Annotated in this window: 21 protein-coding genes and 1 pseudogene; 9 read left to right on the top strand and 13 right to left on the bottom strand. The window is 71.6% G+C overall.

Annotation, left to right across the window (positions count from 1 at the left end):
• The 6 genes and pseudogenes from AC1MIR_RS16560 to AC1MIR_RS16585 all read left to right on the top strand — a co-directional run.
• A pseudogene (locus AC1MIR_RS16560) lies at positions 1-225 on the top strand (cell division protein FtsZ); the annotation flags it as partial.
• Positions 226-424: 199 nt separating this feature from the next.
• The gene (gene lpxC / locus AC1MIR_RS16565) at positions 425-1,375 is read left to right on the top strand and encodes a UDP-3-O-acyl-N-acetylglucosamine deacetylase (protein ID WP_480029282.1); all 951 of its coding nucleotides are present in this window, start codon (positions 425-427) and stop codon (positions 1,373-1,375) included.
• An 85-nt stretch (positions 1,376-1,460) separates the two neighbouring features.
• The gene (locus AC1MIR_RS16570; RefSeq protein ID WP_480029283.1) at positions 1,461-2,294 is read left to right on the top strand and encodes an outer membrane protein assembly factor BamD; all 834 of its coding nucleotides are present in this window, start codon (positions 1,461-1,463) and stop codon (positions 2,292-2,294) included.
• 58 nt (positions 2,295-2,352) lie between these two features.
• Positions 2,353-4,032, top strand: coding sequence for a DNA repair protein RecN (gene recN, locus AC1MIR_RS16575; protein ID WP_480029284.1), 1,680 nt, complete (start codon positions 2,353-2,355; stop codon positions 4,030-4,032).
• Positions 4,033-4,069: 37 nt separating this feature from the next.
• On the top strand, positions 4,070-6,211 hold the full coding sequence (gene ligA / locus AC1MIR_RS16580) for an NAD-dependent DNA ligase LigA (protein ID WP_480029285.1): 2,142 nt from the start codon (positions 4,070-4,072) through the stop codon (positions 6,209-6,211).
• A 45-nt stretch (positions 6,212-6,256) separates the two neighbouring features.
• The gene (locus AC1MIR_RS16585) at positions 6,257-6,586 is read left to right on the top strand and encodes a hypothetical protein (RefSeq protein ID WP_480029286.1); all 330 of its coding nucleotides are present in this window, start codon (positions 6,257-6,259) and stop codon (positions 6,584-6,586) included.
• Here AC1MIR_RS16585 and AC1MIR_RS16590 read toward each other — a convergent pair.
• On the bottom strand, positions 6,576-7,364 hold the full coding sequence (locus AC1MIR_RS16590) for an N-acyl homoserine lactonase family protein (protein ID WP_480029287.1): 789 nt from the start codon (positions 7,362-7,364) through the stop codon (positions 6,576-6,578). The genes AC1MIR_RS16585 and AC1MIR_RS16590 overlap by 11 nt on opposite strands.
• Positions 7,365-7,367: 3 nt before the next feature.
• A complete protein-coding gene (locus AC1MIR_RS16595) occupies positions 7,368-8,270 on the bottom strand; it encodes an NAD(P)-dependent oxidoreductase (protein ID WP_480029288.1) in 903 nt (300 codons plus the stop codon).
• A gap of 106 nt (positions 8,271-8,376) precedes the next feature.
• On the opposite strand from AC1MIR_RS16595, the gene AC1MIR_RS16600 reads away from it, so the two are divergent.
• Positions 8,377-9,264 carry an alpha/beta fold hydrolase gene (locus AC1MIR_RS16600; RefSeq protein ID WP_480029289.1) on the top strand — a complete coding sequence of 296 codons (888 nt, stop codon included), beginning with the start codon at positions 8,377-8,379 and terminating at the stop codon, positions 9,262-9,264.
• A gap of 3 nt (positions 9,265-9,267) precedes the next feature.
• Here AC1MIR_RS16600 and AC1MIR_RS16605 read toward each other — a convergent pair whose 3' ends face one another.
• The 11 genes from AC1MIR_RS16605 to AC1MIR_RS16655 all read right to left on the bottom strand — a co-directional run bounded on the left by AC1MIR_RS16605 (position 9,268) and on the right by AC1MIR_RS16655 (position 19,353).
• Positions 9,268-10,368 carry a PP2C family protein-serine/threonine phosphatase gene (locus AC1MIR_RS16605; RefSeq protein WP_480029290.1) on the bottom strand — a complete coding sequence of 367 codons (1,101 nt, stop codon included), beginning with the start codon at positions 10,366-10,368 and terminating at the stop codon, positions 9,268-9,270.
• Between the two features lie 84 nt (positions 10,369-10,452).
• The gene (locus tag AC1MIR_RS16610) at positions 10,453-10,974 is read right to left on the bottom strand and encodes a DinB family protein (RefSeq protein ID WP_480029291.1); all 522 of its coding nucleotides are present in this window, start codon (positions 10,972-10,974) and stop codon (positions 10,453-10,455) included.
• The gene (locus tag AC1MIR_RS16615) at positions 10,971-11,969 is read right to left on the bottom strand and encodes a GNAT family N-acetyltransferase (RefSeq protein WP_480029292.1); all 999 of its coding nucleotides are present in this window, start codon (positions 11,967-11,969) and stop codon (positions 10,971-10,973) included. The genes AC1MIR_RS16610 and AC1MIR_RS16615 overlap by 4 nt, the downstream gene beginning before the upstream one ends.
• Positions 11,966-13,168 carry a pyridoxal phosphate-dependent aminotransferase gene (locus AC1MIR_RS16620; protein WP_480029293.1) on the bottom strand — a complete coding sequence of 401 codons (1,203 nt, stop codon included), beginning with the start codon at positions 13,166-13,168 and terminating at the stop codon, positions 11,966-11,968. The genes AC1MIR_RS16615 and AC1MIR_RS16620 overlap by 4 nt, the downstream gene beginning before the upstream one ends.
• A 70-nt stretch (positions 13,169-13,238) precedes the next feature.
• A complete protein-coding gene (locus tag AC1MIR_RS16625; RefSeq protein ID WP_480029294.1) occupies positions 13,239-13,670 on the bottom strand; it encodes an N-acetyltransferase family protein in 432 nt (143 codons plus the stop codon).
• Positions 13,670-14,869 carry a pyridoxal phosphate-dependent aminotransferase gene (locus AC1MIR_RS16630; protein WP_480029295.1) on the bottom strand — a complete coding sequence of 400 codons (1,200 nt, stop codon included), beginning with the start codon at positions 14,867-14,869 and terminating at the stop codon, positions 13,670-13,672. The genes AC1MIR_RS16625 and AC1MIR_RS16630 overlap by 1 nt, the downstream gene beginning before the upstream one ends.
• 99 nt (positions 14,870-14,968) lie before the next feature.
• Positions 14,969-15,331, bottom strand: coding sequence for a hypothetical protein (locus tag AC1MIR_RS16635; RefSeq protein WP_480029296.1), 363 nt, complete (start codon positions 15,329-15,331; stop codon positions 14,969-14,971).
• 44 nt (positions 15,332-15,375) lie between these two features.
• Positions 15,376-16,170, bottom strand: a complete 795-nt coding sequence (locus AC1MIR_RS16640; protein ID WP_480029297.1) for an ABC transporter permease subunit — start codon at positions 16,168-16,170, stop codon at positions 15,376-15,378.
• Complete coding sequence (locus AC1MIR_RS16645; protein ID WP_480029298.1) at positions 16,167-17,048, bottom strand: ABC transporter permease subunit; 882 nt, start codon at positions 17,046-17,048, stop codon at positions 16,167-16,169. The genes AC1MIR_RS16640 and AC1MIR_RS16645 overlap by 4 nt, the downstream gene beginning before the upstream one ends.
• Positions 17,045-18,199, bottom strand: coding sequence for an ABC transporter ATP-binding protein (locus AC1MIR_RS16650; RefSeq protein WP_480029299.1), 1,155 nt, complete (start codon positions 18,197-18,199; stop codon positions 17,045-17,047). The genes AC1MIR_RS16645 and AC1MIR_RS16650 overlap by 4 nt, the downstream gene beginning before the upstream one ends.
• 53 nt (positions 18,200-18,252) lie before the next feature.
• Complete coding sequence (locus AC1MIR_RS16655) at positions 18,253-19,353, bottom strand: polyamine ABC transporter substrate-binding protein (RefSeq protein WP_480029300.1); 1,101 nt, start codon at positions 19,351-19,353, stop codon at positions 18,253-18,255.
• A 427-nt stretch (positions 19,354-19,780) separates the two neighbouring features.
• On the opposite strand from AC1MIR_RS16655, the gene AC1MIR_RS16660 reads away from it, so the two are divergent.
• Positions 19,781-20,431, top strand: coding sequence for a hypothetical protein (locus tag AC1MIR_RS16660; protein WP_480029301.1), 651 nt, complete (start codon positions 19,781-19,783; stop codon positions 20,429-20,431).
• Between the two features lie 46 nt (positions 20,432-20,477).
• On the top strand, positions 20,478-20,672 hold a 195-nt coding region (locus AC1MIR_RS16665; RefSeq protein WP_480029302.1), incomplete at its 3' end, for a hypothetical protein.

The following is a 20,672-nucleotide window of genomic DNA, read 5'->3' on the forward strand; positions in this document are numbered from 1 at the left end:
CCGGCGCCGGCGGCATCCGGCGGCGGGCTGCGGAGCCTGTTCCGCACCGCGACCGGGCTTTCCGGCCTGATGCGGCGCGAATCGCCGGAGGCCTCTGCCCAGCCGGCGGCGGCGCCGCGGGTGGAGCCGGTGACAGAGTCGGTTGTTCGGCCGGCATCGCGAATCGCCCCACAGGAAGAGATGGGACTCGACATTCCGACCTTCCTGCGGCGGCAGAGCAATTGAGGCGGAACTGGGGCGATTTTGCAGCGCACTAAGTGAGCAAAAACAAAGCCTTGTGACGTAATATGGCGAAACAAGGCTTGAATGGCGTTCCAGCCCCGGCAATGGCACCTGATGGCTGGGACGCCCCTCTGCGGCGTCTCGGGCCGCAGCATCCGAATCGTTCTTCGGGCGTTGCTGCGCAGCGGGTCTCGGAGCAGGAATGGACGGCTTCCTCACCATCGACATCGCCAGCAGGCGCACGCTGAAGTCGGCGATCCACTGCGTGGGCGTCGGGCTGCATAGCGGCCGGCGGGTCACGATGGTGCTGCGCCCGGCCGTGGCCGGAACCGGCATCGTCTTCCGTCGCGGCGACCTCGGCATCGAGATCCCGGCGCGGTTCGACCGCGTGGTCGATACGCGGCTCTGCACGGCCCTGGTGGCTGCGGATGCGCCGCAGGCGCGGATCGGCACGGTCGAGCATGTGATGGCCGCACTCGCCGGCACCGGCGTCACCGATGCCATCGTCGAGCTGGACGGGCCGGAGGTTCCGATCCTCGACGGCTCCGCGGCGCCCTTCGTCTTCCTGATCGACTGCGCCGGAACGACCGCCCTGCCGATCGCCGCGCCGGTGCTGGAAGTGCTGCGCCCGGTCCGCGTGGAGGACGGCGAGGCCTTCGCCGAGCTCCACCCCTCCTCCACCCCGGGCTTCGAAGCCGCGTTGACGATCGAGTTTCCGGCGACCGCCATCGGCCGCCAGCACCTGTCGCTGCGAGTCACCGCGGCCAGCTTCCGCGGCGGCCTGGCCGACGCACGCACCTTCGCCCTCGCCGAGGACATCGCCCGGCTGCGGGCAGCGGGCCTGGCGCAGGGCGGCAGCCTGGCCAATGCCGTCGTGGTGGATGGCCCGCTCGTCCTGAACCCCGCCGGCCTGCGCCGGCCGGACGAATTCGTGCGGCACAAGCTGCTCGATGTGGTGGGCGACCTGGCGCTGGCCGGGGCGGCCATCTCCGGCCGCTTCGTGGGCCACCGCTCGGGCCACGGCTTGAACAATCGCCTGCTGCGCGCGCTGTTCGCCGACCGCGCCGCGTGGCGCCTGGCCGATGGCCAGCTCGCCGCGGAAGGCGCCGCGGTCAGCCGCCTGCCGGTCGCCGCCGCACCCGCCATCGCCTGAGCCGCAGCGAAAAGGCGCCGTGGGGCGCCTTGCCCGCTGCGTGCCGCACCGTGGTATAGCTCCGGCCATGCGGACCTGGACACCGATGCTCCATCGCCTGCCTCTGCTCCTGGCGCTGGTGCTGCCGATCGCCGCCTGCGGCTCGCTGTGGGACGGGCGGCAGGAGAGCCTCAACCCCACCCTGCGGCAGCAGACCGCCGATTCCTCGGCCGACAGCCTCTTCGCCGCCGGCATGGAGGCGCTGAACGCCCAGCAATATGCGCGCGCCGGCGAGTTGTTCGACATCGTGGAGCGCGAGCATCCCTACTCGGCTTTCGCCACGAACGCGAAGCTGATGAGCGCCTATGCCGAATACATGCGCAACCGCTACACGGAGGCGATCGGCGCGCTCGATCGCTTCATCCAGCTTCACCCGGCGCATCGCGACATCGCCTATGCCTACTACCTGCGGGCGCTTTCGCTCTACGAGCAGATCAACGACACGCAGCGGGACCAGCGGACCACCGAGCAGGCCATGGCGGCGCTGCAGGACGTGATCAACCGCTTCCCCAACACGCCCTATGCCCGCGATGCGCGGCTGAAGATGGATCTGGGCCGCGACCACCTGGCCGGGCACGAGATGGTGATCGGCCGGTTCTATCAGAACCGCCGGCTCTATGTGGCGGCGATCGGACGCTTTCGCCGGGTGGTCGAGGAATACCAGACGACCAACCACGTCCCGGAAGCGCTGCATCGCCTGACCGAGATCTACCTGGCGCTCGGCCTGACGGATGAGGCCCGCCGCACCGCCTCGGTGCTTGGCCATAACTTCCCCGGGAGCGACTGGTACCAGGACAGCTACGCACTGCTGGTCGAGGGGCCGGGCTCCGGCGCGGAGCGGCCCGGCTGGTGGCAGCGGAACGTCGGCAGCCTGTTCTGAGCCCGGCGGTCATTCCGATGACCGCCGATTCCTTCCGCGCGCGCGCTGGCAGGGTGCCGTGCTGACCTCGATCGCCATCCGCGACGTCGTGCTGATCGAGCGTCTCGACCTCGGGTTCGGCAATGGGCTGACCGTGCTGACCGGCGAGACCGGCGCGGGCAAGTCCATCCTGCTGGACAGCCTCGGCCTGGCGCTCGGCGCGCGCGCCGAGAGCGGGCTGGTGCGGGCGGGCCAGGCGCAGGCCAGCGTGGCCGCCGCCTTCTCGCTGCCGGATGACCACCCGGCGCGGGCGATCCTGGCCGAGCAGGGGATCGAGGCCGAGGACGAGCTGGTGCTGCGTCGCGTGGTGACGGCCGATGGCCGCTCGCGCGCCTTCGCCAACGACCAGCCGGTGGGGCTCGCGCTGCTGCGCCGGCTGGGCGCGCTGCTGGTCGAGGTGCAGGGGCAGCATGAGCAGGTCGGGCTGGCCGATCCGGCCGCCCATGCCGGGCTGCTGGACGCCGCCGGCGCGCTCGAGGCGCTGCGCGGCGCGGTGGCGGAGGCGCATCGCGCCTGGCGCGCCGCGACGCAGACGCTGGCCGCGGCGCGCGAGGAGATCGCCGCGGCGCAGCGCGACGAGGCGTTCCTTCGCCACGCGGTGGCCGAGCTCGAGGGGCTGGCGCCGGAAGAGGGCGAGGAGGAGTCGCTCGCGGCCGAGCGGCAGAAGCTGCAGCAGGGCGAACGGCGCAGCGAGGCGATCGCCGAGGCGCTGGCGGCGCTGGCGCCGCGCGACCGGCGGGCCGCCAACCCGGCGGTGGCGCTGCGCGGCGCGGTGCGTGCGCTGGAACGCCTGCCGGCACCGAACACCGAGGCCGAGCCGGCGCTGGAAGCGCTCGGCCGCGCGCTGGATGCGCTGGCGGAGGCGGAGGCCGCGATGGAGCGGCTGGCGCATGAATCGGGCCCCGATCCGCGCCGGCTCGAGCAGGTGGAGGAGCGTCTCTTCGCGCTGCGCGCCGCGGCACGGAAGCATCTGGTGCCGGTGGTCGAACTGCCGGCGCTGCTGGCCACGCTCAAGGCGCGGCTGGCGGCGCTGGATGCCGGAACGGACCGCGTGGCGGCGGCCGAGCGCGCGGCGGCGTCTGCGCGCACGGCTTATCTGGACGCGGCGGGCCGGCTCAGCGAATCGCGGCGTGCCGCGGCGGCGAAGCTGGAAAAGTCGGTGGCGCGGGAATTGCCGCCCCTGAAGCTCGACCGCGCCCGGCTGGTGGTGGAGGTCGCGCCGAAGCCGGAAGGCGCCTGGGGACCGGAGGGCGTGGACCGCGTGACCTTCCTGGTCTCGACCAATCCCGGGCAGGCGCCGGGCGCGCTCGACAAGGTGGCGAGCGGCGGCGAGCTGTCGCGGCTGATGCTGGCGCTGAAGGTGGTGCTGGCGCGCGGATCGCCGGTGCCGACGCTGGTCTTCGACGAGGTGGACAGCGGCATCGGCGGGGCCACGGCGGCCGCTGTGGGCGAGCGCCTGGCGCGCGTGGCGGAGCGGCTGCAGGTGCTGGTCGTGACGCATTCGCCGCAGGTGGCGGCACGCGGCGCGCGGCATCTCTCGGTCGCGAAGCAGGTGAAGGCGGGGCGGGCGGAGACGCGCGTCACGCCGCTCGACGACGGCGCGCGGCGGGAGGAGATCGCCCGCATGCTGGCCGGCGAGCGCGTGACGGAAGCGGCGCGCGCGGCGGCGGACAGCCTGCTGGCGGGCGGGCTGCTGTGATCCGCGCCGCGTGCGAGCGCGCGGCCGGGGAGGACGCATGACGACCGACGCCACCCTGCGCGCCCGCAAGCCGGAGCAGCTGACCGAGGAGGAGGCGCAGGCCGAGCTTGCGGCGCTGGCGGCCGAGATCGCGCATCACGACGCGCTCTATCACGCCAAGGACGCGCCGGAGATCAGCGACGCCGCCTATGACGCGCTGGTCCGCCGCAACCGCGCCATCGAGGCGCGCTTCCCCGAGCTGATCCGGGAGGATTCGCCGAGCCGGCGCGTGGGCGCCGAAGTGGCGGAGGGCTTCTCCTCCGTGCGGCACGGCGTGCCGATGCTCAGCCTGGACAATGCCTTCTCCGGCGAGGACTTTCGGAGTTTTTGCACCTCCATCCGGCGCTTCCTGCGGCTGGAAGATGCGGAGCCGCTGCAATTCGTGGCCGAGCCGAAGATCGACGGGCTTTCGATCAACCTCACCTATGAGAACGGGCAGTTCGTCCGCGGCGCGACGCGCGGCGACGGGACGGAAGGCGAGGACGTCACCCGCAACCTCCTCACGCTCGCAGACCTGCCGCGCAGGCTGAAGGGCAGGGCGCCGGCGCGCATCGAGATTCGCGGCGAGGTGTTCTGCGAGAAGACGGACTTCCTCGCCTTCCGCGCCGCGCAGGTCGCGGCCGCGGAGGAGCGCGAGGCGCGGCGCGCGCGCGGCGAGAAGGTCGGCCCCGCCATCACCATCCCGGTCAATCCGCGCAACTTCGCCGCCGGATCGCTGCGCCAGCTCGATCCCGCCATCACCGCCGAGCGGCCGCTGAAGCTCTTCGCCTATGCGATGGGCGAGGCGAGCGAGCAGCCGGCGGAGACGCATTGGGCGTGGCTGGACCGGCTGCGCGGCTGGGGCTTCCCCGTGAACCCGCTCTCGGAGATGCTGGCCGACGAGGAAGCGGCCGCCACCTTTCAGCAACGCATGACGGAAGGCCGGGCCGCGCTCCGCTACGACATCGACGGCGTGGTGTACAAGCTCAACCGGCTGGACTGGCAGCGGCGTCTCGGCTTCGTCGGCCGCGCGCCGCGCTGGGCGATCGCCTGGAAGTTCCCGGCGGAGCAGGCGACGACAAGGCTGCTCGACATCGAGATCCAGGTGGGCCGCACCGGCGCGCTGACGCCGCGTGCGGTGATGGAGCCGGTCGGCGTCGGCGGCGTGATGGTGACACATGCGACGCTGCACAACGAGGACGAGATCGCGCGGAAGGATGTGCGCATCGGCGACACCGTCATCGTCCAGCGCGCCGGCGACGTGATCCCGCAGATCCTCGGCATCGTGCCGGAGAAGCGGCCGAAGGATGCGCAGCCCTTCGCCTTCCCGACCGTCTGCCCCGCCTGCGGCAGCCATGCCGTGCGCCCGGAGGGTGAGGTGGTGCGCCGCTGCACCGGCGGCCTGATCTGCCCGGCGCAGACGGTGGAACGGCTGATCCACTTCACCCGCCGGAACGCGATGGACATCGAGGGGCTGGGCGAGGAGATCCTTCAGTCGCTGTTCGACGCCGGTCTGGTGCGCACGCCGGCCGACATCTTCCGGCTGAAGCGGCATGCGGAGACGCTGCGGTCCTGGGATGGCTGGGGGGAGCGGAAGATCGCCAATCTGCTGAACGCGATCGAGGCACGCCGCAGCGTGCCGCTGGAGCGCTTCATCTTCGCCCTCGGCATCCGCCGCATCGGCGAGGCCAATGCGAAGCTGCTGGCGCGGCACTATCACGGCTTCGCGGAATGGCGGGCGAAGATGCAGGCCGCGACCACCATCGGCAGCGAGGCGCGGGAGGAGTTGGGCTCCATCCAGGGCATCGGCCCGGCCATCGCCACGGAACTCGCCGAATTCTTCCTCGAGCCGCACAACCGCACCGCGCTCGATGACCTGGCGCGGGAAGTGACGCCTGAGGATGCGGAGATTGCCGCGGCCGCCGACAGCCCCTTCGCCGGCAGGACGATGGTCTTCACCGGCACGCTCGAGACCATGAGCCGCGACGAGGCCGAGGCGCAGGCCGAGCGCCTGGGCGCCAAGGTGACCAAGAGCGTCTCGAAGAAAACCGACTTCGTGGTGGTCGGCGCCGATGCCGGCAGCAAGGCGACCAAGGCGGCGGAACTCGGCGTGCGGACGCTGAGCGAGGCCGAATGGCGGGAGATGGCCGGGCTGGCATAGCGGCCCCGCTTGCGCGGGCCGCGCCTGCGGCCGTAATGCGTCGCCATGTCCGCTGCCTTCGTCGCCGCCCTGCTCTGTTCGGTCGCGGCCTATATCCATACCCGCTCGGCCGATCCGGCGATGCGACCCGCGAATGCGGTGTCGGACCTGCTCTGGAAGGGTCTGGCCTATGCCGCGCTGATTGCCTGGGGCGTGCTGATCGTGCGCGGCTATGCCCGCGGCGACTGGGCGGACGCGACCGCGGCGCTGCTCGGCTCGATCGCCGCCAACTGGTATTTCGGCCATCGCGGGCCGAAGCCGACCTGGCCGGGCCTGTCCATGCTCTTCGCGGTGGTCGGGCTGGGACTCGCCGCTTGGTCCTTCGTCAACGAATAGGCGGCAGGTCGAGGCGCAGCACCTCCCCTTCCCCGTCCGCGGCCGGGAAGCGCTCCCGCACCAGCGGGTCATGTCCGGGAATGACCAGGCTGTCGTCGCCGCCGGCAAGCTGCCGCGCGCGACGCCAGCCCTGGATCATCGCGCCGAGGTCATAGACGATCGGGAAGGGATTCCGGCGTGTGATGTTGGCGTAGTAGTGCGCGGCGTCCACCGCCAGCACCAGCGGGCCGCGCGCGGTGGTCACGCGCACCATCTGCAGCCCGTCCGAATGGCCGCCGACGCGGTGCAGGGTGACGCCCGGCGCGACCTCGCCCTCGCCGTCATGGAAGCAGACGCGCTCGGCGTAGACCGCGCGCACCAGCTTCACCACGTCCTCCACCTCGAAGGGCGCGCGGATGCAGGCGGTGCAGACGTGGCGGCCGGTGGCGAAGGCGACCTCGCGGTCCTGGATGTGGAAGGTGGCGTTGGGGAACAGCCCGAGATTGCCGGCATGGTCGTAGTGCAGGTGGCTGATCACCACGTCACGGATCGCCGCGGCGTCGCTGCCGATGGCGGCGAGGCACTCGGCGACCGGGCGCAGGATGGTGCGGCCGCGGCGCGCGGCGGTCGCGGCGTCGAAGCCGGTGTCCACCAGCACCTCGCGCCCGTCCGGGCCGCGCAGCAGCCAGACGAAGTAGTCCATCGGCATGGCGTCATGCGCATCCTCGACCGGCATGAGGAAGTTCTGTTGCGCGGGACGGTCGTGATGCGCGTAGCGCAGGGCGAAGACCTGCCACATGGCTCAGCCCTTCCGCGGCACCTGGGGGGAGGAGAGTTCCGAGGCCGCCAGCGCCTCCGCGAAGCGGGCGGCGGCCGTGTGGTCCTGGCCGGGGCCGAGCAGCGACGCGGCGGCGGCCCAGAGCTCGCGCGTCTGGGCGGCGAGCGGCGCCGGCGTCGCCGTCTCCCGCCCCACCTGCAGGGCGATGGAAAGGTCCTTCACCATCAGGTCCAGCCCGAAGCCGGAATCGAAGCCGCGCGAGAGCACGAACTGCCTGAGCTTCTTCTGCGTGGAGTTGTTCATGCCCGTGGAGGCGTTCAGCACATCCACCATCACCGCGGGATCGAGGCCGAAGCGGCTGCCGATCAGCAGCGCCTCGACGCCGATCAGGAAGCCCGCGGCGCTGACCAGGTTGTTCAGCGCCTTCATCGCGTGGCCGGCGCCGATGTCGCCGCAGCGCATGATGCTGCTGCCCATCGCCTCCAGCAGCGGCGCGACGCGGTCCAGCACCGCCGGATCGCCCCCGGTCATGATGGCGAGCTGCCCCGTCTCGGCCCGCGCCACGCCGCCCGAGACCGGCGCATCCACCATCGCCAACCCCGCCTCGGCCAGCCGCGCCGCCATGCTCCGCGTGGCCGAGGGCTCGCCCGAGGACATCTCGATCACCACCGCGCCGCGCGGCAGCACGGGGGCGATGGCGGCGACGACGGTCTCGACCTCGCGGCTGGTGGGCAGGATGGTGATGACGGCCTCGGCCCCCCTTGCGGCCGCCGCCGCGTCCTCTGCCGCGGTGCCGCCATGGGTCGCCGCGAAACCGGCGGCGCGGCCCGGCACGGCATCGTGCAGCGCGACCTGGTGCCCCGCCTCGACCAGACGGCGGGCCATCGGCCAGCCCATGCGTCCGATGCCGATGAAACCGACGCGCATCACCCTGAGGCCTCCCGGCACGTTTCCCGCCGCAAGGCTGCGCCCCGGCCGCCGCAGGGGTCAACCGGTGCGACTTTCGCTAGGCTGCCGTGGGATGGAGGGCGCGATGTTCGAAGGCTTCGTGACGGAGGCGCGCGCAGGCGCCGATGGCGTCGCCCTGCGCCTGCGGCGCGGCGGCGCGGGTCCGCCGCTGCTGCTGCTGCACGGCAACCCGCAGACCCATGCGATGTGGCACAAGGTGGCGCCGGTGCTGGCGCGGCGCTTCACCGTGGTCTGCCCGGACCTGCGCGGCTACGGGCTTTCCGGCAAGCCGCCGGTCTCGGCCGATCACGCGGCCTATGCCAAGCGCGCCATGGCGGCCGACATGCTCGCGCTGATGCGGGACCTCGGCTTCGAGCGTTTCCAGGTCGTCGCGCATGACCGCGGCGCGCGCGTGGCCCACCGGCTTGCGCTGGATGCGCCGGATGCCGTCGCGCGGCTCTGCGTGATGGACGTCGTGCCGACGCTGCACCACTTCGAGACGGCCGACATGGCCTTCGCCATGGGCTACTGGCACTGGTTCTTCCTGGCGCAGCGCCACCCGCTGCCGGAGCGCATGATCCTGCGCGACGTGGAGGACTGGTTCGACCTCCACACCTCGCGCGAGCCGAAGGACAAGGGCTTCTTCCACCCGGAGGCGCGGGCCGACTACCTGGCCGCGCTGCGCACGCCCGGCACGGTGGCGGCGATCTGCGAGGATTACCGCGCCGCCGCCACGATCGACCTCGTGCATGACCGCGCGACCCGCGATGCGGGGCAGCGCGTGGCATGCCCGCTGCTCGCGCTCTGGGGCGCGAAGGGCAAGATCGGCGCCTGGTACGAGCCGCTCGAGGTCTGGCGCCGCTATGCCAGCGGCCCGGTCAGCGGCGGCCCCGTCGCCTCCGGGCACTACCTGGCGGAGGAGGCGCCGGAGGCGGTGCTGGCGGCGCTCGACCGGTTCCTGGAAGCGCCGTAGCCCTCAGGGGAAATCGAGCACGAGGATGGAGACGTCGTCCTCGAACTCGGCGCCGCCGCCCAATTCGCGCGCGGCGCGCAGCAGGCGCTCCGGCTCGGGCAGGTCGGGCACGGGTGGCGCGGTCAGAACCGGCAGGAAGTCGGGCATCGCGTTCTGCTGGCCGTTGGCGCGCCGCGTCTCGAAGGCGCCGTCGCTGAACAGGTAGAGGCGCGCGCCGGGCGGGATCGCCGCCTCGCCGGTCTGCGGCGTGCGGCCCCAGAGGCCGGCGCCGACCGGCAGGTTGCGCGTGCCGAGCGCGACCGGCTCGGCGCCGCCCGGCGCCAGCAGATAAGCCGGGTGATGGCCGCCGGCGATATGCACCATGCGCCGCGATCGCGGGTCGTAGACGCCGTACCACAGCGTGAAGAAAAGGCCGTCATGGCGTTCGGTGTCGAACATGCCGTCCAGCGCGGCCAGCACCGCGGCGCAATCGCCGGGCTCGGTGTTCGGCGGCCCGCCCTCCCGCAGCACTGTCATGGCGGAGGCGGCCAACAGGGCCGAATCGATGCCATGGCCGGCGGCATCGATCAGCCAGACCGCGAAGCGACCATCCGGCAGCGGGCGGTAGCCGAAGCCGTCCCCGCCCACGCGCACCGAAGGCTCGAAGGCCCAGTGCGCGCGCACCGGGCCCTCGGGAATGGCGGGCGGCAGCAGGGCGCGGACATAGCGCGCCGCGCGATCGAGGTTGCGCTCCAGCTCCGCCGCGCGTTCCAGCGTGCGGCGCGGTCCGCGCAGATAGGCCAGCAGGAAGGGGCCGATCCGCAGCCGCGATCCCTCCTCCAGCGGTGTGGGCGCGGTCAGGCGCTGGTCGTTCACGAAGGTGCCGTTCGTCGAGCCGAGATCGGTGACGATCGCCCGCCCGCCTTCGACCACGACGGCGCAGTGGTTGCGCGACACCTCGCCCGAGGCCAGCACCAGGTCGTTGCCGGCGACGCGGCCGATCCGGATCGGCAACTCGCCCAGGATCACGCGCCGCGCAGGATCTTCCGGCGGCGCCTCCACTTGCAGGACATGCAGGATCGCATCCTCCCCCGGCGTGGGCGCCGGGGCGGTGCGACGGATCATCGTGCGTTCGGTCTCGTCCAAGGCTCGGGCCCGGTCTGCAGCGTCCCCGCACCATGCCGCGCGGCGGCGGGGCGAGGCAAGCGGTCAGCCCGCGGCGAGAACATCCGGGGCGAGGATGAAGGGCAGGTCGGTGTCGCCGGTGCGCGCGCCGAAGCCCGTCAGCAGCGCATGCACCTGGCCGCGGTGATGGGTCTGGTGGTTGAAGAAATGCGTGACCAGCATCGCGATCGGGCGCGAAATCTCCTGCCCCATCGCGCCGCTGAACCAGGTCAGCCGGCCGCCGAGCCACTCCGGCGTCACGCGCCGGCTCCAGGCCTCGATGCCGGCATCGGCCTCGATCCGCGCGGCCTTCAGCGCCTCCCACTCCGGGTAGAGGGTGGGGCTGGTGCGGATCCCGCCCTCCGGCTTCTCCCAGCCGTCGAAGCGCGACATCCAGGTGCGGTCGCCCCAGAGCAGGTGGCTCAGCGTGCCCTGGATCGAGCCGAAGAAGGCGCCGCGGTCCTCGTTGCGCTGCGCGGGCGTCAGCCCGTCCGCGGCGGCGTAGAGGCGGCGGTTCATCTCGGCATTGTAGGCGGCCATCAGCCGCACCCAGTCCGGCGTGATCATCCGATCGCCCTCCAGAAGAACACCACATCCGCGGGCCGGCGCGCCGCGTCGAGCTCGAAACCGGGGATGGCGCCGAGCTCGGTCCAGCCGAGGTCGCGACAGAGCGCCTCCGCCGCCGAGCCGCGGCGCGTGTCGAGCACCAGCAGGCGCCGCCCGATGCCGCGCGCGGCCTGCTCGGCCCGCTGCATCAGGGCGCGGCCGACGCCCTGGCGCGCGATGCGCGGGTCCACCAGCAGCTTGCTGACCTCCGCGCGATGCGGCGCATTCTCCGGCGTGGCGAGGCCGAGCTGCACCGTGCCGACCAGCTCGCCCTCCAGCCAGGCGACCAGCAGCACCGCCTTGCCGAGCGCAACCTCGGAGGAGACGCCCTTCCAGTACGCGCGTGCGACGCCCGGATCGAGCGGCGGCAGCCATTCCAGGCTTGCGCCGCCGGCAACGGCATTGACCAGCAGTTCGGCCAGGCGCCGCTCCGCGCTCGCGGCTGCGGCGGCGTCCAGCGCCTCCACCACCAGGCCGCGCAGCGGCTTGGCGTAGCGGAATTCGAGGCTGTTCGAGATGTCGTCCAGGATGCGGATGGAGCCCTGGCGGACGAAGCCGCGCTTCTCGTAGAAGCGATGTGCCGTCTCGAAGCGGGTATCGGTCCAGAGCACCAGGCGTTCCGCGCCGGCCGCGCGCGCATGGCCCTCCGCGGCGGCGAGCAGGTCATGCGCGAGGCCGGTGCCGCGCGCGGGCTTCGCGACATAGACCTTGCAGATCTCCCACGCGGAATCCTGCTGCATCGGCCGCGGCGCGGCCCTGCCGACGATGCGGCCTTCCTGCTCCGCGGCCCAGAGCGCACCGCCGGCCGAGGCGAAATAGGTCGCGAGGGCGCGCAGATGCGGCTCCTCCCCATCCACGTCGAGGATGCAGCCGGGATACTCGGACCAGCAATCGCCGACCAGGCGGATGAAGCCTTCCGCGTCGTCGTCGCGCCCGGGACGGAGCTTCGGTGTCACCGCAGCTCGCGACAGAAATCCTGGATGCGCGCGCAGGCTTCGCGCAGCGCGTCCGTGTCGGTGGCGTAGGAGATGCGCAGATAGGGACTCATGCCATAGGCCGCGCCATGCACCACGGCGACATGCTTCTCCTCGAGCAAAGCGAGGGCGAAGTCGCGATCCGTCTCGATCCGTCGCCCGCCGGCAGTGGTCTTGCCAAGGCAGCCGGCGATGTTGGGGAAGACGTAGAAGGCGCCTTCCGGCTTGTGGCAGGTGACGCCCGGCGCGGCGTCGAGCATCTCCACCACCATGTCGCGCCGCGCCTTGTAGATCGCGGCGCGCTGCTTCACGAGGTCCTGCGGCCCGTCCAGCGCGGCGGCCGCGGCGGCCTGGCCGACCGTGCTGATGCCCGACGAGATCTGGCCCTGCATGTTCACCATCGCCTTGATCAGATCCTTGGGCCCGCCGCAGAAGCCTACGCGCCAGCCGGTCATCGCATAGGTCTTGGAGACGCCGTTGACCGTCAGCGTGCGGTCCTTCAGCCGCGGCTCCACCTCGGCGATCGTGCAGAATTCGAAATCGTCGTAGACGAGGTGCTCGTACATGTCGTCCGTCAGGATCCAGACATGCGGATGGCGCAGCATCACCTCCCCGATCGCCTGCATCTCCGCGCGCGAGCAGGCCGCGCCCGTCGGGTTGGACGGGAAGTTCAGCATCAGCAGCTTCGTCTTCGGCGTGATGGCCGCTTCCAGATCCTCCGGCCGAAGCCGAAAACCGTTGTTCTGCGGGCAGGTCACGGTCACCGGCACGCCGCCCGCCAGCCGCGCCATGTCCGCGTAGCTGATCCAGTAGGGCGAGGGGATGATCACCTCGTCGCCGGGATCGAGCATCGCCAGCATGGCGTCCATGAGCACCTGCTTGCCGCCATTGCCGACCATGATCTCGTCGAGCGCGTAGTCGAGGTTGTTGTCGCGCCGGAACTTGCGCTGAACGGCCTCCTTCAGCGCGCGCGTGCCATCCTGCGGCGGGTATTTGGTGTCGCCGCGCAGCGCGGCCTGGTGCGCGGCCTCGATGGCATGCGCCGGCGTCTCGAAATCGGGCTCGCCGACGGCGAGGCTGATGACCTTGATGCCCTGCGCCTGCAGCTCGCGCGCCTTCACCGTCATCACGACGGAGGCGGAGGGCGGAACATCCTTCAGGCGGGCAGCCAGGGCGGGCATCGGGTGGATCTCTCGGGGCGGCGGCAAGGGCGGAAACGCGGCGGGAAACTAGTCCGCCCCCCGGCGCGGCTCAATCCGCCGGGCGTTCCAGGATCCAGTCGAAGGGTGCCTCGCCGGTCAGCACGAAGCCCTGGCGCTCCCAGAAGCGGCGCGCCGGACTTTCCTTCAACACCTCGATCCACCAGGCGCGGCCGGGGTTGCTGGCACGCAGCGCGGCGAAGATGTCGGCGCCGAGGCCCCTGCCCTGCAAAGCGGGCTCGAGAAAGAAACTGTGCAGCTCCATCCGCGCGCCGCGGTCGTAGAGGCCGAGGCAGCCCAGCACGGCGCCGTCTCGCTCGATCAGCTGCAGGCTGCCGGCCTCGAGATGCTGGCGCATGCGCGCGCGGCGGCGTTCCGGGTCGTAGCGCCCGATCCGCTCCAGATGCGCGCGCATGGTGCGGATCGAGAGGTCCAGGATGAATGCGAACTCGGCTTCCGTCGCGGGACGGAAGCCGAGCGGCATCACTTCAGCCCGGCGCAGAAGTTCTGGATGCGGGTGCAGGCGTCCCGCAGGCTTTCGTCGTCCGTCGCGTAGCTGATGCGGAAATGGCCGGGGAACATGAAGGCGGCGCCGTGCACCGTGGCGACGCCCTGTTCCTCGAGCAGCGCGAGGCAGAAATTTTCGTCAGTTTCGATCTTCGTGCCGCCAGCACTCACCTTGCCCAGGCAGCCGCGGATGTCGGGGAAGACGTAGAAGGCGCCCTCGGGCGTCGGGCAGCGCACGCCCGGCGCCTTGTTCAGCATGGAGACGACCATGTCGCGCCGGCGCTGATAGACCTTGCGCATCTCCTCCACGCTGTCCTGCTGGCCGGTCAGCGCCTCGATCGCCGCGGCCTGGGAGATGCTGCTGGTGTTGGAGGTGGACTGGCTCTGCAGCTTGTCCATCGCCTTGATCAGCTTCACCGGCGCACCGGCGAAGCCGATGCGCCAGCCGGTCATGGCATAGGCCTTGGAGCAGCCGTTCATCGTGACGGTGCGGTCCTTCAGCCGCGGCTCCACCTGCGCGATGGTCGCGAACTGGATGCCGTAGGTCAGCTTCTCATAGATGTCGTCGGAGAAGATCCAGACCTCGGGGTGGCGCAGCAGCACTTCCGCCAGGCCCTTCAGCTCCTCCGCCGTGTAGCCGGCGCCGGTCGGGTTCGACGGGTTGTTGAGGATGAGCCACTTGGTCCGCGGCGTGATCGCGGCCTCCAGCTGCTCCGGCGTCATCTTGAAGCCCTGGTTGGGGCCGCAGGGGACGATGACCGGCTTGCCCTCGGCGAGCGAGACGATGTCGGGATAGCTGACCCAGCACGGGGCGGGGATGATCGCCTCGTCGCCCGGATTGATGGTGGCGACGATGGCGTCGAAGATCACCTGCTTGCCGCCGGTGGCGACGAGGATCTCCTCCGGCTTGTACTCGATGCCGTTGTCGCGCTTGAACTTCTCGCAGACGGCCTTGCGCAGCGCCATCGTCCCGGCGACGTCGGTGTATTTCGTCTCGCCCCGCTCGATGGCGGCGATGGCCGCGTCCTTCACGTTGCGCGGCGTGTCGAAATCCGGCTCGCCGGCCGCGAGGGAGATCACGTCCCGGCCCTCGGCCTTCAGCGCGCGGGCCTTCGCCGTCATGGCGATGGTCAGCGAGGGCGAGATGCGGTCGAGGCGGTCGGCGATCAGGTTCATGGCGGTCCGGGTTTCCCTGCCGCGCCCGGTCCGGGTGCGGCCGGCCGTTTTCCTAACCGCCGCGGGGCGGGGCGTCCACCTGCAAGCGGCGCAGGCCGGTCATTCCAAGCGTAGCGCCCGGTAGCCCTGGAAGGTGAAGCCCTGGGCGGCGAGGCATTGCCGGCGCCAGGCGTCCCGCGGGCCGGCATTCACATCCACAAGATCGTAGTCGGCCGGCCGCCAGCGGGAGAAGGTCCGGCACTCCTCGCGCCCCTCCCTGCCTCGCCAGCAGCGTGTCTCGGGGAAATAGCCGGCCGGGCGGACCATCACCCAGAGCATCTGCGGCGGCACGGCGAGGGCAGCCTGGTCGCGGCAGGCGGCCTGGGTCGCCTCGGCCACCGCCTCCGGCGTGCCGGGACGCGTCCAGACCTCGGCGCAGGCCGCGAGCAGGAGCAGGGGAAGGATGGCCAGGAAACGGCGCATGGGCAGGACCCTGCCGCAGCCAGACGCCGGGAATGTGGCGGCGGTCAGGCGCGGCGGGGGCGGAGCAGCCACCAGGCCAGCAGCAGCGCCAGCGCCACGGCCAGCACCAGCAGCGTGGCCAGCGCATAGAGCTCCGGCGTCAGGCCCAGCCGCACGGCCGAGAAGATCACCATCGGCAGGGTGGAGGCGCCGGGGCCGGAGACGAAGCTCGCCACCACCAGGTCGTCGAGCGACAGGGTGAAGGCCAACAGCCAGCCGGCGCCGACCGCCGGCGCAGCCAGCGGCAGGGTCACCTGGAAGAATACCGCCCAAGGCCGGGCGCCGAGGTCGAGCGCCGCGTCCTCCAGGCTGGCATCCAGCTCCGCAAGCCGGGCCTGCACCACCACCGCGACATAGGCCGCGCCGAAGGTGGCATGCGCGATGGCCACGGTGGAGGCGCCGCGGCCGGCGGGAAAGCCGAAGGCCTGCTCCATGGCGACGAACAACAGCAGCAGCGAGAGGCCGGTGATGACCTCCGGCATCACCAGCGGCGCCGCCATCACGGCGGCGAAGAGCGGCCGGCCGCGGAAGCGCCCGAAGCGGGCGAGCGCGAAGCCCGCGAGCACGCCGAGGATCGTCGCCATCGTGGCGGAGACCGCGGCGATGCGCAGCGAAAGGAACAGCGCGCCGGTCAGCGCCTCGTTCTTCCAGAGCGCGGCATACCAGCGCGTGGAGAAGCCGGTGAAGCTGGTCACCATCCGGCTGTCGTTGAAGGAGAACAGCACCATCAGCAGGATGGGCAGGTAGAGGAAGGCGAAGCCGAGCCCGAGCGGCAGCGCCAGCCTGGCCGCGCGCCTCATCGCCGGCGTTCCCCGGCGAAGCGCCACTGGAACAGCGCGATCGGCAGCACCAGCGCGAGCAACAGGACGGAGGCGAGCGCGGAGGCGAGCGGCCAGTCCCGGTTCTGGAAGAATTCCGTCCACAGGACGCGGCCGATGAGTTGCGCGCCGGGACCGCCCAGAAGCTCCGGGATGACGAACTCGCCGACCGCCGGGATGAAGACCAGCAGGAAGCCCGCGATGATGCCCGGCAGCGACAGCGGCAGGGTGATGGTCAGGAAGCTCCGCCAGGGCGGCGCGCCGAGATCGGCCGCGGCATCGAGCAGCGCCGGATCCTGCTTCACCAGCGAGGCGTAGAGCGGCAGCACCATGAAGGGCAGGTAGCAATAGGTGATGCCGAGATACATCGCGAATTCGGTGTAGAGCAGGTGCAGCGGCGCCTCGATCACGCCGAGCGCCAGCAGCAGCCCGTTCAGCCAGCCCTGGTCCTGCAGGATGCCGATCCAGGCGGTGATGCGCAGCAGGAAGGATGTCCAGAAGGGCAGGATCACCAGCAGCAGCAGCGGCACGCGCCAGCGTTCCGGCGCGCGCGCGATGGCCAGCGCCATCGGGTAGCCGACCAGCAGACACAGCAGCGCGGAGATCGCAGCGACGCGCAGGCTGAGAAGATACGCGTCGAGATAGAAGGAATCCTCGGCCAGCAGCGCGAGGTTCTGGAAGTTCAGCTGCAGCGTCAGCGCCCCGTCCACCCAGCGCAGCAGCGGCGCATAGGGCGGCAGGCCCTCCGCGGCTTCCGCGAAGGCGATCGACAGCACGATGGCGAAGGGGGCGACGAAGAACACCGCCATCCAGAGCAGCGGCAGCAGCAACACCAGCAGGCGGCGGCGCGCCGCGGTCATTCCGGCAGCACCACCGAGGCTTCAGGCGCCCAGGAGACGGCGACCAGGTCGTCCCAGTCCACCGGGCGTTCGGTGATGCGGCGCAAATTGGGCTGGCTGACGCGCAGTTCCTTCCCGCCGTCCAGCACCACGTAGTAGACGAAGAAATCGCCGAAATAGGCGATGTCGCGGACGCGGCCGATGACGGTGTTGTCGCCGAAGGCGGCGCCTTCCGCCGCGCGCTCGATGCGCATGCGCTCGGGGCGCACGGCCACGAAGACGCGGCTGCCGACGGGCTTGGGCGGCTCGCCTTCCGAGAGGATGTCGAAGTCGAATTCGGAACTGCCGATGCGCGCGCCGCCCGGCGTCAGCGCCTCCACCACGCCTTCGAGGATGTTGGCGGTGCCCAGGAATTCCGCGGTGAAGCGACTGTTCGGGAATTCGTAGACCTCGCCCGGCGTGCCGACCTGCGCCAGCGTGCCGCGGTCCATCACCGCAAGCCGCGTCGCCATCGTCATCGCCTCCTCCTGGTCATGGGTGACGATGACGAAAGTGGTACCGGTGCGTTCCTGGATATTGACCAGCTCGAACTGCGTCGCCTCGCGCAGGTTCTTGTCGAGCGCCGAGAGCGGCTCGTCCAGGAGCAGCAGCTTGGGGCGCTTGGCCAGGGCGCGGGCCAGCGCGACGCGCGCGCGCGGGCCGCCGGAGAGCTCGTCCGGCCGCCGCGCGCCGAAGCCTTCCATGCGCACCAGCGCCAGCATCTCCGCCACGCGCTCGCGGATGACGGCGCGGGAAGCGCCTTCCTGGCGCAGGCCGAAGGCGATGTTGCGCGCCACGTCCATGTGCGGGAACAGCGCATAGGATTGGAACATCATGTTCACCGGCCGGCGATAGGGCGGAACCTGCGCCATATCCTGGCCATCCAGCAGGATGCGCCCTGAATCGGGCTCGATCAGCCCGGCGAGGCAGCGCAGGAGCGTGGACTTTCCGGAGCCCGAGCCGCCGAGCAGCGCGAAGAACTCGCCGCGCCAGATCGAGAGGTCGACGCGGTCCAGTGCGACGAAATCGCCGAAGCGCTTGGTCAGCCCCTCGATGCGGAGGAAGGGCTCGACATTCGGATCGCGCCACGGCTCCGCGGAGCCGGGGCGCGTTGCGTCGCGCGGCCGATTCACGCTCCCGGTGCTCGCCCCTTCGGGGCTCCGCCCGTCCGCGATCGGACGCGAACTCACCGCCCCGCCTTGAACCGCGCCCACATCCGGTTGCGCGCGCGTTCCGCCGCCTGCGGCACGGGCCCGATGGTGAAGAAGCGCGCGCGCAGCGCCTCGTCGGGGAACACCGCCGGGTCGTTCGCGATCTCCGGCGCGACCAGGGCGCGGCTCGCCGGGATGCCGTTCGGGTAGCCGACCGCGGTGGTGATCGCCGCCATCACATCCGGCTGCAGCAGGAAGTTGATGAAGGCATGCGCGTTGCCGGGATTGGGCGCATCGGCGGGAATCGCCAGCATGTCGAACCAGAGTTGCGCGCCCTCCTTGCCGGCGACGTAGCGCACCGCGACGCCCTGCTTCGCTTCCGCCGCGCGCGCCCCGGCCTGGATCACGTCGCCGGAATAGGCGAAGGCGAGGCAGGTCTGGCCGCTGGCCAGCGCCTCGATCACGCCGCCGGTCGAGAAGTTGCGGATATGCGGGCGGATCGCCATCAGCGTCTGCTCCACCGCGCGCAAATCGTCGTTGCTCGTGCTGTTCGGGTCCTTGCCGAGATAGCGCAGCACGGTCGGGATCACATCCGTCGCGCTGTCCATCATGGTGATGCCGCAGCGCGCGATTCGCCTGGCATGGCGCGGATCGAACAGCAGCGCCAGGCTGTCCATCGGCGCATCCGGCGCCAGGGCCTGCACCCGCGCCTCGTTCACGCCGAGCCCGATCGTGCCCCACAGATAGGGCGCACCGAAGCGGTTGCCGGGGTCCGAGCTCGCCACCTGGCGCATCAGCGCGGGATCGAGGTTGGCGAGGTTCGGGAGCTGCGCGCGATCCAGCGGCAGCAGGCCGCCGACGCGCGCAAGGCGGGAGAAGGTCGGCTCGCTCGTCGGCACGACGATGTCGTAGCCGCTGCGCCCGGCCGAGAGCCTGCCCTCGAGCGTCTCCAGGCTGTCGAACACGTCGTAGCGCACGCGGATGCCGGTCTCGCGCGTGAAGCGCTCCAGCATCGCGGGGTCGATGTAGTCGTTCCAGTTGAACACGTTGACCACGCGGTCCTGCGCGCGCGGCGCGACGGGCATGGCGGCAAGCAGGCTGGCGCCGAGCAGCAGGAGCAGGCGTCGCAGGATCATCTCTGGGCGTTCCCGGTTCCGGTCGCGGCGGAGACTAGCACGCCGTCTGTGCGGCGCAGGAGCCGCCCACCCGCGCCGATCGCCTTGGGTGTGATAGGATTTAGTTCTTGACGTCCGCCGCCGACGCGCGCTAGAAGGCTCTCGCCACGGGGCGAAGTGCGTCCAGCCGCCCCGGGAAATCCCTGATACTTCTTCGTCCTGCACTCAGCGCGGAGCCCGCTCCGCGCCGGCCACGCGCGTCGCGCGGCCGGAATCCGTTCCTTGCCCGCCATCCCCTGGTCCCGGTCCGCGCCGCCCCCCCGCCCCCGCCCCCCCCGCCCCCCCCCGGCGGGGCGCGGGGCGTGACCCCGTCCCTGCCCCGCCCCCCCGGGGCCCGGGGCCGGGCGGCGGGGGGGCCGCGGCCGCGCGCGCCCGACCGGAGCCCCGCATGCCCTTCGACAACAACGCCCTGATCCCGCTGATCGCCAACAGCGGCTTCACCCTCTGGCTCTACCGCACCACGGACACGCGCGCCGAGGCGCTGGGGGCCGGCTATTTCGCGCAGGCGGCCAACCGCCTCGCGGCCGGCGACGTGATGTTCCTCCAGGCCGCGGATGCGCTGACGCTGACCACGGTCCGGCCCAACACCGTGATCCCCGGCGGCGTCGTGGTGGACACGGCGACCGTGCCCTTCCGCGTCAACCGCTCCTCGGCGCAGCGCTTCTCAGTGAAGCAGCTTGCCACCGCACTGGCGATGACGCTGCTGCTGCTGCCGATCGGCGGCACCGTCGTCGCCGGCGGCACGGTGGAGGCGCAGGCGACGGTGGTCGGCGCCATCCCGACAGTGGACTTCTCCATCGCGGACGCCAGCGGCGAGACGGTGCGCGGCCCGCAATCGGCCGTGGTGAGCAACGGGGCGGCCAGCGCCAGCCTGCCCGCCCCGGCGCCGGGCAACGGCTACACGCTGCGCGTCGTCGCCCCCGCCTATCCCATGCTGACCGACACCTCGCCCCCCTTCTCGGTCGGCGCCGCCTTCACCCTGCTGACGCAGGCGGGCGACGTGCTGCTGACGGAGGCCGGCGACCGGCTGCTCGTCTGACCGCGGCCGCGATCCCTCCGCGCAGCGCAACAGAAGAGAGAGGCCGATGCCCGACACCAGGATTTCCGATCTTCCCGCCGCCACGGCGCTGGCCGCCGCCGACCTCGCGCCGGTCGTGCAGGGCAGCGGCGCGGCGGCCGAGACACGGCGCGCCACCTTCGCGCAGATCACCGCCGGCGTCTTCGCCGAGCGCATGTTCCATGTCCGCGACTACGGGGCCATCGGCAACGGCATCGCGGAC

It is taken from the genome of Falsiroseomonas sp. RANM36, from assembly GCF_056682175.1.